This window comes from Roseburia sp. AM59-24XD (genome assembly GCF_003478445.1).
Lineage (GTDB): Bacteria > Bacillota > Clostridia > Lachnospirales > Lachnospiraceae > Jutongia.
This window is the reverse complement of record NZ_QUET01000002.1, coordinates 67,182-82,451: the sequence shown is the minus strand read 5'-3', so window position 1 is coordinate 82,451 and position 15,270 is coordinate 67,182. Positions and strand designations below refer to the sequence as shown.

Below are 15,270 nucleotides of genomic sequence, written 5' to 3'. Positions count from 1 at the left end.
AAAGCCGGCAGGCGGAGAGAAATGGAGATAATTATGAATAACGATAAACTGATCATTGGAGGTCATGAATTTGAATCGCGTTTTATTCTCGGTTCCGGAAAGTATTCCATGAAGCTGATCGAAGCTGCAGTGAAGGATGCCGGAGCACAGATCATTACGTTGGCGGTTCGCCGTGCGAATACGAAGGAGCAGGAAAATATACTCGATTATATTCCGGAAAATGTAACGCTTCTTCCGAACACAAGTGGTGCCAGAAATGCGGAGGAGGCAGTCAGGATCGCACGTCTTGCAAGAGAACTTGGCTGTGGGGATTTTGTTAAGATTGAGATCATGCGTGATTCTAAATATCTTCTTCCTGACAATGAGGAGACGATCAAGGCAACAGAGATTCTGGCAAAGGAAGGTTTTGTTGTTATGCCGTATATGTATCCGGATCTGAATGTGGCCCGGGATCTTGTCAATGCCGGAGCTGCATCAATCATGCCGCTGGCGTCACCGATCGGTTCCAATAAAGGATTGGCAACCAAAGAATTTATTCAGATCCTGATCGATGAGATCGATCTTCCGATCATTGTGGATGCCGGTATCGGGCGGCCATCCCAGGCGTGCGAAGCAATGGAGATGGGAGCGGCTGCGATCATGGCGAACACAGCACTTGCCACCGCCGGTGATCTTCCAATGATGGCATCTGCATTTAAGAGCGCGATCGAAGCCGGCCGCAGGGCGTATCTGGCCGGTGTTGGACGTGTGCTGACCCGAGGTGCATCTGCATCCGATCCGTTGACCGGATTTTTACGGGATTAGGAGGTCGATCATGGAAAATCAATTTTTTATTGACGCAGAAAGTCTTTCAGAGTCAGCGCTTGCCAAAAAACATCAATTGGAAAATGATCCTTCTTCCAGAAAGGATCATATGGAATACCTTCCGGGAATGGAGGTTATCGAGTCGGACGTGCGTGACAAGGTAATGTCGCAGGTAAATGCATTTGATTACAGTGGTTACACGGCGAAGGATGTGAAAACAGCGCTTGAGCATGAGACATGTTCGATCGAGGATTTCAAGGCTCTTTTATCGCCGGCAGCAGAGCCGTTTCTGGAGCAGATGGCACAGCGTGCGCGCCGGGAGACAAGCAAACATTTTGGCAATACAGTCTATCTTTTTACGCCGCTTTATATTGCCAATTACTGCGAAAACTACTGTGTATACTGCGGATTTAACTGCTACAATGATATTCACCGCATGAAGCTTTCAATGGAGCAGATCGAAAAGGAAATGAAGGTGATCGCTGACTCCGGAATGGAAGAAATTCTGATTCTGACCGGCGAGAGCCGTGGACAGAGTGATGTCAAATATATTGGCGAGGCATGCCGGCTGGCACGGAAATATTTCCGCATGGTCGGACTGGAGATATATCCGGTCAACACAGACGAATACCGTTATCTTCATGAATGCGGTGCCGATTATGTGACGGTATTTCAGGAAACCTACGATGCGGATAAGTACGAAACACTGCATTTGTTAGGGCACAAACGCGTCTGGCCGTATCGTTTTGATGCACAGGAGCGAGCGCTTCGCGGAGGCATGCGAGGCGTAGCTTTTTCGGCACTTCTCGGACTGTCGGATTTCCGTAAGGATGCGTTGGCGAGTGCATTGCATGTGTATTTCCTGCAGCGAAAATATCCTCATGCGGAAATGTCGTTATCATGTCCAAGACTTCGTCCGATCATCAATAATGATAAGATCAATCCGCTGGATGTTCATGAAAAGCAGCTTTGTCAGATCATTTGTGCATACCGTATTTTTCTGCCGTTTGTGGGAATCACTGTTTCATCCAGAGAGAGCGCCGCATTCCGCAATGGCATTGTCAAGATTGCCGCAACAAAGGTTTCTGCCGGCGTTTCCACCGGAATTGGCGATCACGAAAGCAAATACAACGGAACGGAGTCGGAGGGAACACAGGGCGATGAGCAGTTTGAAATCGACGATAACCGGAGTCTTGACAAGATGTATCGGGACATCACGGGAAGTGGTCTGCAGCCGGTGCTAAACGATTATCTTTATGTGTGATATGAGAGAGGAAATGAGATGAGTAAATTTAATTCGAGTTTATATTTTATAACAGACAGCACTCCATATTCGGAGGAAGAATTTCTGCATCGTGTGGAGGAGGCGCTTGCCGGAGGGGCAACGCTTCTGCAGTTGCGCGAAAAGGAAAGAACGACCAGAGAATATCTGCAGCTTGCTGCAAGGGTTCATGAGATTGCTTTGAAATATCAGGTGCCGTTGATCATTGATGACCGTGTTGATGTTGCGCTGGCAGTTGGGGCGGAAGGTGTTCATGTGGGACAGAGCGATCTGCCGGTAGCGGATGCGAGAAGGCTGATGGGACCGGATAAGATTGTCGGAGCGACCACAAAGACGGTTCCGCAGGCATTGGAGGCGTATGAGCAGGGCGCAGATTATCTCGGCGTTGGAGCGATCTATCCGACCACAACAAAGGTTAAGACAATACTGACTTCTACGGATACACTCCGGGAAATCTGTGAGGCAGTGCCGATCGCAGTCAATGCGATTGGTGGGTTGAATAAGGATAACATCGATGTTCTGGAGGGGATTCCGATTGCCGGGATCTGTGTGGTTTCTGCGATCATGAAGGCTGCTGATCCACGTCAGGCAGCGCAGCAACTGAAAGCCCGGGCTATGGAATTGAAACTGTGCGCTAAGCAGTAGACATGTCTGCCAATGTGTAAGACTGCGAAAATGCATGGCCGGTGGAGTGACCTGCCGTGCAGCGTATCCGGAGATTATATTACTCAGGGGTTTTGAATGTATTTCTATAAGTGTAGGAGTGCCCGCTCTTGCCGGTGCGTTCCACGACATGTAGAAAGTAAAGGATCCCGAGCAGTGTCTGTGCGTATCCGACCGGAATGTGTGCGGCTTTTGCAAAATCTTTCGAGGTGTAATTTTCGGGAAGTCCCTCAGGGACAAAGAGACGATAATCGGCAGGACCGCCGATATATAATTCGTCCACAAGCTCTACCGGAATGCGGTCAAAACGGGAGGATCCCTTCTTGCGGTCACGGCTCCAGCCGTTGAGCAGGAGGTATTCATCGGCGTCGATCAGCACCAGACACAGGTGCAGATTTGGATTGTCCAGATACATTTTAATTTTATACAGTTCGGGAACAGCATCGTAAAATGTTCCTGTTTTGGGGGACTTTCTCTTCGGGGAGAGTTCCCCTGTTTCTTCATTGATCCAGTAGAGCCATTTGGTATGTATGATCGGATAAACGATCGTGACCGGATAATACTTTAAGAAGGTGTCCAGCTTACGGCGCAGCTTGTTAAAACCACGCGTCTGGATCTCAATGATCTCGCCGTCACGCAGGATGTCGGCAACGAAATTTTCGACAGGGATTTCCTGATGCTCCGGGTCAGGCTCGTAGAATCTCTTCAGAACGGCATGGACCGTTTTTTCGGACAGTGTGCCGATGCCCATGGACGCGCGTTCCCGGTTGATGATCTCGCGGCATGCCTGATGAAAAAGAATGATGTCGTTATCGCAGATGGACATGGGCGCAGCCTCCTTTTCCGAAGTTCTTTTCTCTATTATATGTATTTCAAATCGGATCCGCAAGTATTCTGAAAAGCACTGTGTTAATTTCCGGAAAAATGAACATACTATTTTGGAAAGAAACGAAATTGTGTGCAAAATATTTGTTTGTAACGGAAATAACAGTGAATCGAATAGACGGTATTTTTCAATAATAACGAGTAGTTTAGAAATGAGGGTTCGTATGACAGACATATTTCAGGGAACGTTTGAACAGCGGGATGAGGCAGCAAAGCAGCTTCTTCGGATCGAGGACAGCTTTGACCTGATCCGGCGCCGCTTCATGATCGGCGGAAAACAGGCGGCATTTTATACGGTCGACGGATTTTTAAAGGGTGAGGTTTCCGAGAAGGTGATGGAGTTTTTCTACAAGATCACCGAGGAACAGATGCCGGAGGATTTTGCGGGATTTCTGCAGCAGCAGATTCCGTATCTGGATCTGATGAAGGTCGCAGATCAGGAAATGTTTGTGAAGTCGGTGCTTTCCGGAATGAGCTGCCTGATGGTGGAGGGCTACGACATTATTCTGGCGCTCGATTTCAGGGAATATCCGAGCCGCAGTGTGGACGAGCCGGACAAGGATAAGGTGCTGCGTGGATCAAGAGACGGCTTTATTGAATCGCTGATCCCGAATATGGCATTGATAAGACGGCGGATCCGTGATACGGATCTGTCCTTTGAACTGGTTGATGTCGGGCGAAGCTCTAAAACGGACGTTGCGATCTGTTATATGCAAAACAGAGTGAATCCCGGCGTACTCAGGGAGGTGCAAAAGCGGCTTAAGGGAATTGATGTGGATTCGCTGACGATGAATCAGGAAAGTCTTGGCGAATGTATTTTCAAAAAGGGCTGGATCAATCCATTTCCGAAGTTTAAGTTTACCGAGAGACCGGATACGACAGCGGCCTGTCTGCTCGAGGGCAGCATTGTCATACTCTGTGATAATTCATCGGCAGCGATGATCCTTCCGACATCTCTGTTTGAGATTATTGAGGATGCCAATGATTATTATTTTCCGCCGTTAACCGGTACCTATCTGCGTTTCAGCCGGTTTATCATCAATGTTGTGTCTATTTTCCTGACACCGTTTTTTATCCTGCTGATGCAGCATCCGGACTGGGTGCCGCACTCGTTCGAGTTTATCAAGATACAGGATCCGATGTATATTCCGCCGGTGACGCAGCTTCTGATCCTGGAGGTGGCGATCGATGGACTGAGGATGGCGGCGGTCAATACGCCGAATATGTTAAACACGCCGCTCAGTATCATTGCAGGTATCGTTTTTGGTGATTATACGGTTAAGTCCGGCTGGTTTAATTCCGAGATCATGCTTTATATGGCGTTTGTGGCGATTGCCAATTACAGCCAGAGCAACATGGAGCTTGGCTATGCAATCAAATTTATGCGTATCCAGCTTCTGATCCTGACCGGAATCTTCGGTGGCTGGGGCTTTCTCGCAGGGACAGTCATCCTGATCGTGACACCACTCTGTACGCGAACGATCAACGGACGAAACTATTTATATCCGCTGATCCCGTTTGACGGAGCACAGCTAATGAAGCGGTTTTTTCGTGTCAGTCTGAGTGAAAACGAAAAGTTAAATCGACAAGGTTCTAAAAAGAACTAATTATAGACTATTTGCACAAAAGAAAATATGATTTCTTATTAAAAATAGTAGATATTTTGAGAGATAATATGTTAAAATGTGCGCGGTGGAAAATGAAGCAGTTTGTTTTCTGCCGTGTTTCTTTACGCAAAATTATATGATGAAAACGGAGGCGTAGATTATGAAAAAACTGAAATCTGCGGTATGGGGTGTTGCACTGGTATTATGTGCTATGCTGGCAAACTCTTCGGTAGCATTTGCTGCGGAGTCGGGAGCCGAGAACGTTGGAAAAACTTTGTCACTTACATATTGCATCCCATTTGTTGGAATGCTTTTGTGTATTGCAATTTGTCCTCTTATTGTAGGCGAATGGTGGGAGAAATGGAAACCGGCAGTGGTTATCTTCTGGTCACTTGTATTTATTGTTCCTTTTGCAACCTTTATCGGTGCAGGAACAGCATGGGAGCAGGTGTTAGAATCCATTATCGGTGATTATCTTGGATTTATCGTTTTGTTATTTGGTCTGTTCTGTGTGGCAGGTAATATTGTACTCGAGGGAGATCTGGTCGCACACCGAAGCTAAATGTACTGTTACTGCTGATTGGTACTGTACTTGCAGGATGGATCGGTACAACGGGTGCCAGTATGGTTATGATCCGTCCGCTGATCCGTGCCAACAAGTGGCGTCAGCGCAAGGCACAGATCGTGATATTCTTCATTTTCCTGGTATCCAATATCGGTGGATGTCTGACTCCTGTCGGTGATCCGCCACTGTTGATGGGATTTAATAATGGCGTTGGATTCTTCTGGAGTCTGAATCTGCTGCCGGTTATGCTTTTGAATGTCGCAATTTTATTGATACTGTTTTTCATCATCGATAATAATGCCTATAAGAAGGATCTGGCTGACGGTCTGAAGCCGGAGACATCAAAAGAAAAGAAAAAGCTTCATCTTGCAGGTGCACACAACATTTTCTTTATGATCGTGATCGTGGCAGCCGTTATTCTGAGTGGTGTACTTCCACAGAAGGTACCTTTCTTTGCGAAGGGCATTCATTTCTATGGTGAGGTTGAGCTTGGCTATGCATCCATTCTTGAGATGGCAATGATATTGATCGCCGCTTTCCTTTCCCTCCGCACAACGAAGAAGGAAGTCCGCGAAGAGAATCATTTCACATGGGATGCGATCCAGGAGGTTGCCGTACTTTTCATCGGTATCTTCATTACGATGATCCCGGCACTTCTGATCCTGAAGGCGAGAGGCGCAGATCTTGGTATCAAGGAGCCTTGGCAGTTCTTCTGGATGACCGGTTTCCTGTCCAGCTTTTTGGACAATACACCGACCTATCTGGTATTCTTCACAACGGCAGTACATTCTGCACTGACCGGTGGAAGTATGGTAAAGGTATTAGACGGAACGATCCCGAAGATCTTCCTGATGGCGATCTCCTGTGGTGCTGTATTCATGGGAGCGAACACATACATTGGTAATGCACCGAACTTCATGGTTCGTTCCATCGCCGAGGAAAACGGAATCAAGATGCCTTCCTTCTTTGGATATATGGCATGGTCTGTAAGCTGCCTGATTCCGGTATTTATTATTGATACATTGGTATTTTTCCTGTTTTTCTAAATAAGAACGGAGTTTGACAATGACGTCCCCGATAATCTGTGGTATGATATATTGCAGACATCGGGGATATTTCTGTTAATCACTCAGGCTTCGCGCATGGAACATATAACTGCGCCCATAATATTTTTTATGTCTCAGAGAGATGAATATAGATTTTTGCCTCAGGATACTTGATGAAACCGTGAAACTGTGACACCCAAATTGACGCAGATCAGTAGGATTTCCGGAAAGTCTTTGCTTTGCAATGTTTCGATGAATGCGTGTCTGGACGACTGAGTCTCCGGGTGGAATCAGTTATTTCGACCGGCACGCTCTCGCTACAATGCGCTACGCAGCACTACATAGCATCCCACAAAACAGGATGCAAGTAGTGGCGAGCGCAAGTGCCTTACGAAACACCTGAATTCCACCCGGAGGCGAATACGGGAAGACACGTTTATCAAACATCGAAACAGCAAAGCATTTAGACTTTCCGAAATCCGTAAGTGACAAGACAATTTGGGTGTCACCAGTTCACGGTTATTCAAAAAACTAAGGCAAAAATCATATATACACTACGGACATAAGAAATATTATGGGCGCAATCGAATAATCGGTGCGCGAAGCCTGAGTAATTAACATTTGTATTTATGTTCCCCGATGGACAATCAGGAAAAGGTATGGTGAAAGTGATGATTTTTGATACACATGCACATTATATGGATGAAGCCTTTGCGCAGGACCGGGACGAGTTGCTTGCATCCATGAAGGATGCCGGTGTCGGCACGATCGTGGAGGTTGGTGCGAGCATTTCGTCCACGAAGGATGCCGTGGCACTCAGCAGACAATATGATTTCGTGTACGGTGCTGTGGGCGTGCATCCGGAGGATGTGGAGCATATGACGCCGGAGACGGTGGAGTGGTTAAAGGAGCTGACAAAAGAGCCGAAGATCGTGGCGGTCGGTGAGATCGGACTCGACTATTATTACGAGGACCCGACAAGGCAGGTACAGAAGGAGTGGTTCATCAGACAGCTTGAGGCAGCAAAGGAAATGAAGATGCCGGTGATCATTCACAGCCGTGATGCGGCGCAGGACACGCTGGAGATCATGGAGGAGCACTGCGACTGGTCACAGGGCGGTGTGATCCACTGCTTTTCGTATTCGGTCGAATTGGCACGCATTTATCTGAAGAAGGGCTTCTACTTGGGAATCGGCGGCGTTGTTACATTTAAAAACGGCAGAAAGCTGGTGGAGGTTGTGAAGGAAGCACCTCTGGAGCAGCTTGTGCTTGAGACGGATTCACCGTATCTGACGCCGGTGCCGAACCGCGGCAAACGAAATGATTCGAGACAGCTGACACATGTGGTGGATGCCATTGCGCAGATCAAAGGGATCAGCAGAGAGGAAGTCATCCGTGTGACGGAACAGAACGCGCGCAGAATGTACAGAATAAGGGGGTAGTTATGGCAACATTAGGTAATCCGCAGAATACCATCGAAGTTTTACAAAAATATGATTTCCATTTTCAAAAGAAATTTGGACAGAACTTTCTGATCGATACCCATGTGCTGGAGCGCATCGTGGAATCCTCCAATATTACAAAGGATGATTTTGTACTGGAGATCGGACCGGGTATCGGCACGATGACGCAGTATCTGTGCGAGCATGCAGGCAGAGTGATGGCGGTGGAGATCGACAAGAATCTTCTGCCGATCCTCGCAGATACCCTGAAGGAATATGATAATGTGACGGTGGTCAATGAGGATATTTTAAAGCTTGATATCGGAAAGATTGCCGAGGAATATAATGACGGCAAACCGATTAAGGTGGTGGCAAATCTGCCATACTATATAACAACACCGATCATTATGGCGTTATTTGAGAGCCATGTTCCGCTTGCGAGTGTGACGGTCATGGTGCAGAAAGAGGTTGCCGAACGGATGCAGGCAGGTCCGGGGACAAAGGATTACGGTGCCCTGTCGCTTGCCGTGCAGTATTACTCAAGGGCAGAGATTACGGCAAATGTGCCGCCGAACTGTTTTATGCCGCGTCCGAAGGTGGGATCTGCGGTGATCCGGCTGACCTGTCATGAGCAGCCGCCGGTGAATGTTGTGGACGAGAAGTTCTTCTTCCGTGTGATCCGTGCTTCGTTTAATCAGAGGCGCAAGACACTGCAGAACGGACTTGGAAACGATGCCGGTCTGCCGGTCACAAAGCAGCAGACAGCGGAAGCACTGGAAAAGATGGGACTTTCCGGGACGATCCGCGGAGAGGCACTGTCACTGGAGCAGTTTGCAGAGCTTAGTAATATACTAAAAGGATAGAAGCAATATAATCATTCTGATATCCGGATGCTTTGCATCTGTTGCGCATTGCGCTTTAAGAATTTGTTAATCGTATAGAAAGGTGGAGAAACGATGAAGGTAACTGAAAAAATCGCTGTATTACGAAATCTGATGCAGCAGGATGGAATTGATTATTATTATATCCCGACCAATGATTTTCATGGCTCGGAGTATGTGGCAGATTATTTTAAGTGCAGAGAATATATGTCCGGCTTTACCGGATCTGCGGGAAGTCTGCTTGTGAGCGCAACAGAGGCGGGGCTCTGGACGGACGGCAGATATTTTCTGCAGGCGGAAGCACAGCTTGCCGGAAGCGGGATCACGCTGTACCGCATGGGTGAGCCGGGTGTGCCGAAGATCTTTGAATACATTGCGCAGCATATTCAGCCGGGGCAGTGTCTTGGTTTTGACGGACGTATGGTGGATGCGTTTTATGCGCTGCAACTCAAAAAGATTGTGGAGAGCAAGGGAGCACGCCTTGTGACGGAGTTTGATCTGGTGGGTGCTGTCTGGTATAACCGTCCGTGGCTGGAGGCAAAGCCGGCGTACAGCCTGAGTACGCAGTATACAGGTGTAGAACGTGGAGAGAAGCTGGATGCCATTTGTAAATGGCTGGATACGCGCAAGGCAGATATGCTCGTGATCACATCATTAGACGATATCGCATGGGCACTCAATATCCGCGGTGAGGACATCCACTGTTGCCCGGTTGTGCTTAGTTATCTGGTGATCAAGCCGTTAGAGAGGATCCTTTTTGCAAACAAGAGTGCTTTCAGTACAAGGCTTCGTCAGGAGCTTGCAAGGGACAGTGTGTTGCTGCGGGAGTATGATGAGATCTATGATTATCTTGCCGCTGTACCGGCGGGAAGCCGTGTGGTGATGGACATGCATGTGGCGAATTACCAGCTTGTCAATTCCGTGCCACAAAATTCCAAGATCGTCAATGCTGTATGCCCGACAAAGATGATGAAGGCAGTGAAGAATCCGGCGGAGATCGCCGGGGAGAAGATCGCACATATCAAGGACGGTGTTGCACTTGTGCGGTTTATGTACTGGTTGAAACAGAACATCCAGAAGATTCCGCTCACGGAGCGCCTTGCCGCGGCACAACTTGAGGCATTCCGTGGCAGTGTCGGCGATTATATGGGACCAAGCTTTGACCCGATCGCGGCGTATGGTCCGCATGGAGCGATCGTGCATTACAGCGCAACGGAGGAGACGGATGCCAGAATTCTGACAGAGGGATTTTTGCTGTTAGACACCGGTGGACATTATCTGCAGGGAACTACAGATGTGACACGGACGATCCTTCTTGGACAGGAGCAACGCCGGAGGAGAAGAAATATTATACGGCAGTGCTCTGCGGTAATCTTCGTCTTGCCGCAGCCAAGTTCAAAAAGGGTTGCAGCGGTGTAGCGCTCGATATTCTTGCAAGACAGCCGTTGTGGGATATGGGCTGCGATTTCAATCATGGAACCGGACACGGAGTGGGCTGTTTGTTAAACGTTCATGAGGGACCGAATGCGATCCGTTACCGGATCGTGGCTCAGCCGGACGGCAATGTTGAGCTGCAGCCGGGCATGATCACCTCGGATGAACCGGGAGTTTATCTGGAGGGGAAGTTTGGTATCCGTCTGGAGAATCTGCTCCTCTGCGTGGAGAAGGAGCAGAATGAATTTGGACAGTTCCTCGGCTTTGAGGCGTTGACTCTGGCACCGTTTGAGCGTGATGCGATCGATCCGTCGCAGATGACACAGCAGGACAAGCAGCTTTTGAACGAATATCATGAGAAGGTCTACGATACGATCTCACCGTATCTTGACCGCAACGAGGCAGAATGGCTGATGGATGCCTGTGCACCGATCGATTAAAATGCAGAATGCGATGTCGGTTTTTCTTTAACAGTTTGTTTTGGACGGTGTGCGTGCCGGAACCTGACGCTTTAATGCGAAAAATTCAGAACGGTACACGATCATATAATAAAAGATATATAACAGGATCGCACAGCCCACATCAATGATCGAATGCTGCTTTAAGAACATGGTGGACAGGCAGATCAGGATGCACAGCACAAGCGAACCGGTGCGGATGCCCTTGTGTTCCCGCAGTGCGTGGCTCTGTGACAGTGCCATGTGGATCGCAATGGAGTTGTACACGTGAATGCTCGGGCAGACGTTCGTCGGAGTGTCGCCTGATACAAGCCGGCAACGATCCCTGTCAGAAAATTGTCTCGCGGAAAGCTTTCCGGGCGAAGCGGCTGTGCATTCGGAAAGATCGTGTAAATGATCAGACATGTTGTCATGCCAAGCATCAGCACCGCGCTGCACCGATAAAAGTCGGACATGTGCTCTGACTGTAAAAACAGAAAGAGCAACGAAACAGCCACATATAAAAACCACAGAAAATACGGGATGGCAAACAGCTCGCAGAACGGGATCATATCATCCAGCTTACAATGAATTATTGTAAAATGTGAAAGGTCACGTCGTTCGAGCCAGGAGAACCAAAGCATATAAATCGGAAAATACAATACAAGGATCATGTATTTGTACTTTCGTAAAAATGTGGTGATGATTTTGTTCATAACAATCCTTTCTATGGAAGCTAATGCTTAGGCGAATGCTTCCAATCCACTTCCCTGCGGATATAGGCGAAAGTTGTCTCCTCGCCCTCCTCTGCCAGCATATGCAGCAGTTTCTCCAGCAATGCTCTCGCATCCGGATGCAGCGGGTAGTGGTCTTTGTTTTTTTCATAATAAGCAAGGGGGAAAGAGTCATCGTAATTGTCACGGTTATAATTCTGACTGGCGGCGATGCGGTCGCAGAACATCTCTATAATATAGCGGGTTGGCATCGGCATGCCCTGAAGTCCTTCGCGCGGATCGATCGCCATATCGATCCAGTATTCAAAATGATGACGGTTCCGTCCCTTGTGATGAAGCCAGGCGGAGGAATAGCCCTTTGCTATTTTCTCGCCGTAATTGGGACTTCGTTTTCCACCCTGATAATACTTTACTCCCTGAATAAACTCGGTTGGGGAATATTTGGACCAGTCATGCATGATACCCTGTTTGTAAAGCCCGGCTTTAAAGCAGTAGTGGCGGACAAGCTTCTTGTGATGAAGGATCGTCCGCAGATGACCAATAAAATTATTCCAGTAGTTCATTTCATTTCCTTTCCATAGATTGTACCATAAAACCTCATGAAAGAAACTAAAAAGTTTCTTATATTTCTATTAAGCAGCAAAATGCCTGTTTCCGGATGAAAAAATGCCTATTTCAGCGATTTCTTCCACTGCTTTGGTGTCATTCCCTTCCACTTTTTGAAGGTGCGGATCAGGTGACTGCAGTCGGCAAAGCCGGTCTCCTGGCTGATATACGTCAGATCCTGGTTTGTGAAAAGCAACAGATCCGCCGCTTTGTTAATGCGGGTAAATTCAATATATTCCTTGCAGGACTGATTGTAGGTTTCCCGGAAAAGCTTCGCAAAATACGAGTAACTCATACCGCACATCTGCGCAAGCTCATGTACACGAAGCGGCTCTCCGCAGTGCTGCTCAATATATTTGGAAATGGAATAGATTGAGGCATCGTAGTCATCCGGCGCAGTAATGATCGTGTCGGTATCGACGCCCTTCTGCTTGAGACAGCGCATCAGGTAGGTCAGGATCGAAGCAATATCCGAACAGATCATTACGTCATAGCCGTAGTCGTGCCGGCGCTTCTCCTCGAGACTGTGCGTGAGAAGCTGTAAGATCGGCAGCTCCTGCAGTTCGTGGCGGCGGAAGTGAATATAATCGGGATTCTGCTGGTAGGCGATCCGGAACAGCTTGGAGAAACGGGTGCGGTACTCGTTTGTAATATTTAAGAAGTTCAGATCGATCATGATCACAAAATAGTGAACCTCTCCCGTATAATCCGGTGCGCGGTGCATCGAATGGACTGCCTGCGGATAAAACAGGATCAGATCCCCGGGATGCAGGATATAAAAATCATTATCACACTGTGCCTTAAGCTCGCCGTGGAGGACATAAAGCATTTCCAGATAATAATGCCAGTGGGGTCCGACACCGGTACTCGTATCACTTTCCTGCAGAATAAATACTTCCAGGGGAGTGTTCAGCCGGTCAATGTATTGAAAAAATACATTTTTTTTATTTATTGGTTCCATGAATTTGACTCCTTATAATATGTAAGTGCAATGTTTATCGGTGTCTGTTCATAAAAATGTTACAAATGATCATGAATAATATGATAGATTTTTTCAGTTTTTTTCAAGATTCATTATAGCATACCTTGAGCCTCCATGCTACACTAATTTTCACTGCAAAAAAAGATAATGAAAAGAAAAAGGAGGTAGCTTAAAATGACCCCAATACAATGGTTTTACAGCTTTTTGCGGCAATATAAGTGGAAGATGTTCTGGGGGCTTGTGCTTGTGACGATCCTCGCCATAGCATCTCTGGTCAACCCGTATATTTCCGGTATGATCGTCGATGATGTCATCAATGGAGGAAAGACCGGGATGCTGCCGTATCTGATCGCCTTTTTGCTCGGAACGATCATTGTGAAGGGACTTTGCCGTTTCTTTTCGCAGGTTCTTTTTGAGGTGAGCTCTCAGGGCGTCCTGTACAGTATGCGCGACAAGGTGTATCGCAAGCTGTTGCAGGAGGATTTTGCTTTCTATAATAAGAACCGCACCGGAGATCTGATGAGCCGTCAGACCGGCGATATGGATGCAATCCGTCATTTTGTGGCGTATGTCATCTATATTGTATATGAGAATATCCTTTATTTTGTATTTGCGCTTCTGATGATCTTCAAGACCGACTGGAAGCTGGCGCTGTGTATGCTTCCGGCAATTCCGCTGACGGCACTGACAACGATGAACCAGTCGAAAAATGTGCATCCGGCGTTCGGGCGCTGCCGTCAGGCATTCTCCAGCCTCAATACCTATGTACAGGAAAATATCAGTGGCAATCGTGTCGTGAAGGCGTTTGCCAAGGAAGACTACGAGATGGAGAAGTTTGCGGTTGAGAACGACGGATACCGTGATGCCGAGCTTGGTGCGGCAAAGATCTGGCGCCGTTATGTACCGTTATTTGAGTTCTGGTCCAATCTGCTGACGATCGTGCTGATGCTTGTCGGTGGCTGGATGGTGATCCGGGGCGAGATCACGATGGGTAATTTCGTTACGATCAACGGATATCTGTGGATGCTGACACAGCCTCTTCGTATGGCAGGCTGGTGGATCAACGACGTACAGAGATTTACTACATCAGTAGAGAAGATTTACCATACATACATGGCAGAGCCGGATGTTAAGAAACCGGCGCATCCGATGCATCACAGAAAGCTGGACGGAACCGTGGAGTTTAAGGATGTTTCTTATCGTGCGGACGATGAAGATATTCTTCAGGATGTCAGCTTTACGGTTGATAAAGGACAGACGGTCGGTATCATTGGTACGACCGGTGCCGGAAAGTCAACAGTGATCAATCTTCTGTGCCGTTTCTTTGATGCAACTGACGGCGAGGTACTTGTCGATGGCATTAATGTAAAGGATTACGACATGTATGAGCTGCGTGATAATATCGGTATTGCGATGCAGGATGTGTTTCTTTTTTCGGACACCATCGAGGGCAATATCGCATATGGTCAGCCGGACTGCAGCTTTGAACGCGTCAAGGAAGTGGCAAAGATGGCAGATGCTAATCTGTTTATTAAGGAGCTTCCGGACGGCTATGATACCATCGTCGGTGAGCGCGGCGTTGGTCTGTCCGGTGGACAGAAGCAGCGTATTTCTCTGGCGAGAGCACTTCTGAAGGATCCGGCGATCCTTGTGCTTGACGATACCACCTCGGCGGTGGATATGGAGACAGAGAGCTATATTCAGAAGCAGCTTGATAATATCAATCACAGCTGTACGACGTTTATCATTGCTTATCGCATCTCCTCCATCCGCAATGCCGACAAGATCCTTGTCCTGGATAACGGACAGATCATCGAGCAGGGAACGCATGAGGAGCTTCTGGCAAAGAACGGATATTATGCGACCGTTTACCATCACCAGTATCCGGAGATGGCGGTATAA

At 47.8% G+C, this 15,270-nt stretch carries 13 protein-coding genes and 1 pseudogene; 10 read left to right on the top strand and 4 right to left on the bottom strand.

Annotated features, from left to right (window positions below; all coding sequences use genetic code 11):
• Positions 1–33: 33 nt before the first annotated feature.
• The 3 genes from DXA20_RS01220 to thiE are packed head-to-tail and all read left to right on the top strand — an operon-like array spanning position 34 to position 2,731.
• On the top strand, positions 34–804 hold the full coding sequence (locus DXA20_RS01220; RefSeq protein WP_118559035.1) for a thiazole synthase: 771 nt from the start codon (positions 34–36) through the stop codon (positions 802–804).
• A gap of 10 nt (positions 805–814) precedes the next feature.
• A complete protein-coding gene (gene thiH, locus DXA20_RS01215) occupies positions 815–2,068 on the top strand; it encodes a 2-iminoacetate synthase ThiH (protein ID WP_022307133.1) in 1,254 nt (417 codons plus the stop codon).
• A gap of 18 nt (positions 2,069–2,086) precedes the next feature.
• Positions 2,087–2,731 (top strand): thiamine phosphate synthase, encoded by a 645-nt coding sequence (gene thiE, locus DXA20_RS01210; protein WP_118559001.1) that lies wholly within the window; start codon positions 2,087–2,089, stop codon positions 2,729–2,731.
• Positions 2,732–2,810: 79 nt separating this feature from the next.
• Here thiE and DXA20_RS01205 read toward each other — a convergent pair whose 3' ends face one another.
• On the bottom strand, positions 2,811–3,575 hold the full coding sequence (locus tag DXA20_RS01205; protein ID WP_118559000.1) for a hypothetical protein: 765 nt from the start codon (positions 3,573–3,575) through the stop codon (positions 2,811–2,813).
• 223 nt (positions 3,576–3,798) lie between these two features.
• On the opposite strand from DXA20_RS01205, the gene DXA20_RS01200 reads away from it, so the two are divergent.
• The 6 genes and pseudogenes from DXA20_RS01200 to DXA20_RS18570 all read left to right on the top strand — a co-directional run bounded on the left by DXA20_RS01200 (position 3,799) and on the right by DXA20_RS18570 (position 11,049).
• A complete protein-coding gene (locus DXA20_RS01200; protein WP_022307130.1) occupies positions 3,799–5,241 on the top strand; it encodes a spore germination protein in 1,443 nt (480 codons plus the stop codon).
• Positions 5,242–5,401: 160 nt separating this feature from the next.
• Positions 5,402–6,852: pseudogene (locus DXA20_RS01195) on the top strand (sodium:proton antiporter).
• A 659-nt stretch (positions 6,853–7,511) separates the two neighbouring features.
• On the top strand, positions 7,512–8,294 hold the full coding sequence (locus DXA20_RS01190; protein ID WP_330420553.1) for a TatD family hydrolase: 783 nt from the start codon (positions 7,512–7,514) through the stop codon (positions 8,292–8,294).
• 2 nt (positions 8,295–8,296) lie between these two features.
• Positions 8,297–9,157, top strand: a complete 861-nt coding sequence (rsmA, locus tag DXA20_RS01185; RefSeq protein ID WP_022304869.1) for a 16S rRNA (adenine(1518)-N(6)/adenine(1519)-N(6))-dimethyltransferase RsmA — start codon at positions 8,297–8,299, stop codon at positions 9,155–9,157.
• A gap of 93 nt (positions 9,158–9,250) precedes the next feature.
• Entirely contained in the window at positions 9,251–10,594 is a 1,344-nt protein-coding gene (locus DXA20_RS01180; protein WP_243100483.1) for an aminopeptidase P family N-terminal domain-containing protein, read from the top strand.
• A complete protein-coding gene (locus DXA20_RS18570; RefSeq protein ID WP_243100482.1) occupies positions 10,534–11,049 on the top strand; it encodes a M24 family metallopeptidase C-terminal domain-containing protein in 516 nt (171 codons plus the stop codon). Before DXA20_RS01180 ends, DXA20_RS18570 begins: the two co-directional genes overlap by 61 nt.
• Positions 11,050–11,076: 27 nt before the next feature.
• On the opposite strand, the gene DXA20_RS16545 is transcribed toward DXA20_RS18570, so the two are convergent.
• The 3 genes from DXA20_RS16545 to DXA20_RS01165 all read right to left on the bottom strand — a co-directional run bounded on the left by DXA20_RS16545 (position 11,077) and on the right by DXA20_RS01165 (position 13,347).
• Complete coding sequence (locus tag DXA20_RS16545; protein WP_243100481.1) at positions 11,077–11,472, bottom strand: phosphatase PAP2 family protein; 396 nt, start codon at positions 11,470–11,472, stop codon at positions 11,077–11,079.
• A 310-nt stretch (positions 11,473–11,782) separates the two neighbouring features.
• Entirely contained in the window at positions 11,783–12,343 is a 561-nt protein-coding gene (locus tag DXA20_RS01170; RefSeq protein WP_118558999.1) for a DUF5662 family protein, read from the bottom strand.
• A 107-nt stretch (positions 12,344–12,450) separates the two neighbouring features.
• A complete protein-coding gene (locus DXA20_RS01165) occupies positions 12,451–13,347 on the bottom strand; it encodes a helix-turn-helix domain-containing protein (protein WP_022304865.1) in 897 nt (298 codons plus the stop codon).
• 195 nt (positions 13,348–13,542) lie between these two features.
• On the opposite strand from DXA20_RS01165, the gene DXA20_RS01160 reads away from it, so the two are divergent.
• On the top strand, positions 13,543–15,270 hold the full coding sequence (locus DXA20_RS01160; RefSeq protein WP_118558998.1) for an ABC transporter ATP-binding protein: 1,728 nt from the start codon (positions 13,543–13,545) through the stop codon (positions 15,268–15,270).

What these genes read in the sequence shown, in the direction of transcription:
- DXA20_RS01180 (WP_243100483.1), top strand. Translation starts at nt 9,251, where the DNA reads ATGAAGGTAACTGAAAAAATCGCTGTATTACGAAATCTGATGCAGCAG.
- rsmA (WP_022304869.1), top strand. Translation starts at nt 8,297, where the DNA reads ATGGCAACATTAGGTAATCCGCAGAATACCATCGAAGTTTTACAAAAA.
- DXA20_RS16545 (WP_243100481.1), bottom strand. Translation starts at nt 11,472, where the DNA reads ATGTCTGATCATTTACACGATCTTTCCGAATGCACAGCCGCTTCGCCC.
- DXA20_RS01190 (WP_330420553.1), top strand. Translation starts at nt 7,512, where the DNA reads ATGGTGAAAGTGATGATTTTTGATACACATGCACATTATATGGATGAA.
- DXA20_RS01170 (WP_118558999.1), bottom strand. Translation starts at nt 12,343, where the DNA reads ATGAACTACTGGAATAATTTTATTGGTCATCTGCGGACGATCCTTCAT.
- DXA20_RS01200 (WP_022307130.1), top strand. Translation starts at nt 3,799, where the DNA reads ATGACAGACATATTTCAGGGAACGTTTGAACAGCGGGATGAGGCAGCA.
- DXA20_RS01220 (WP_118559035.1), top strand. Translation starts at nt 34, where the DNA reads ATGAATAACGATAAACTGATCATTGGAGGTCATGAATTTGAATCGCGT.
- thiE (WP_118559001.1), top strand. Translation starts at nt 2,087, where the DNA reads ATGAGTAAATTTAATTCGAGTTTATATTTTATAACAGACAGCACTCCA.
- DXA20_RS01165 (WP_022304865.1), bottom strand. Translation starts at nt 13,347, where the DNA reads ATGGAACCAATAAATAAAAAAAATGTATTTTTTCAATACATTGACCGG.
- thiH (WP_022307133.1), top strand. Translation starts at nt 815, where the DNA reads ATGGAAAATCAATTTTTTATTGACGCAGAAAGTCTTTCAGAGTCAGCG.
- DXA20_RS01205 (WP_118559000.1), bottom strand. Translation starts at nt 3,575, where the DNA reads ATGTCCATCTGCGATAACGACATCATTCTTTTTCATCAGGCATGCCGC.
- DXA20_RS01160 (WP_118558998.1), top strand. Translation starts at nt 13,543, where the DNA reads ATGACCCCAATACAATGGTTTTACAGCTTTTTGCGGCAATATAAGTGG.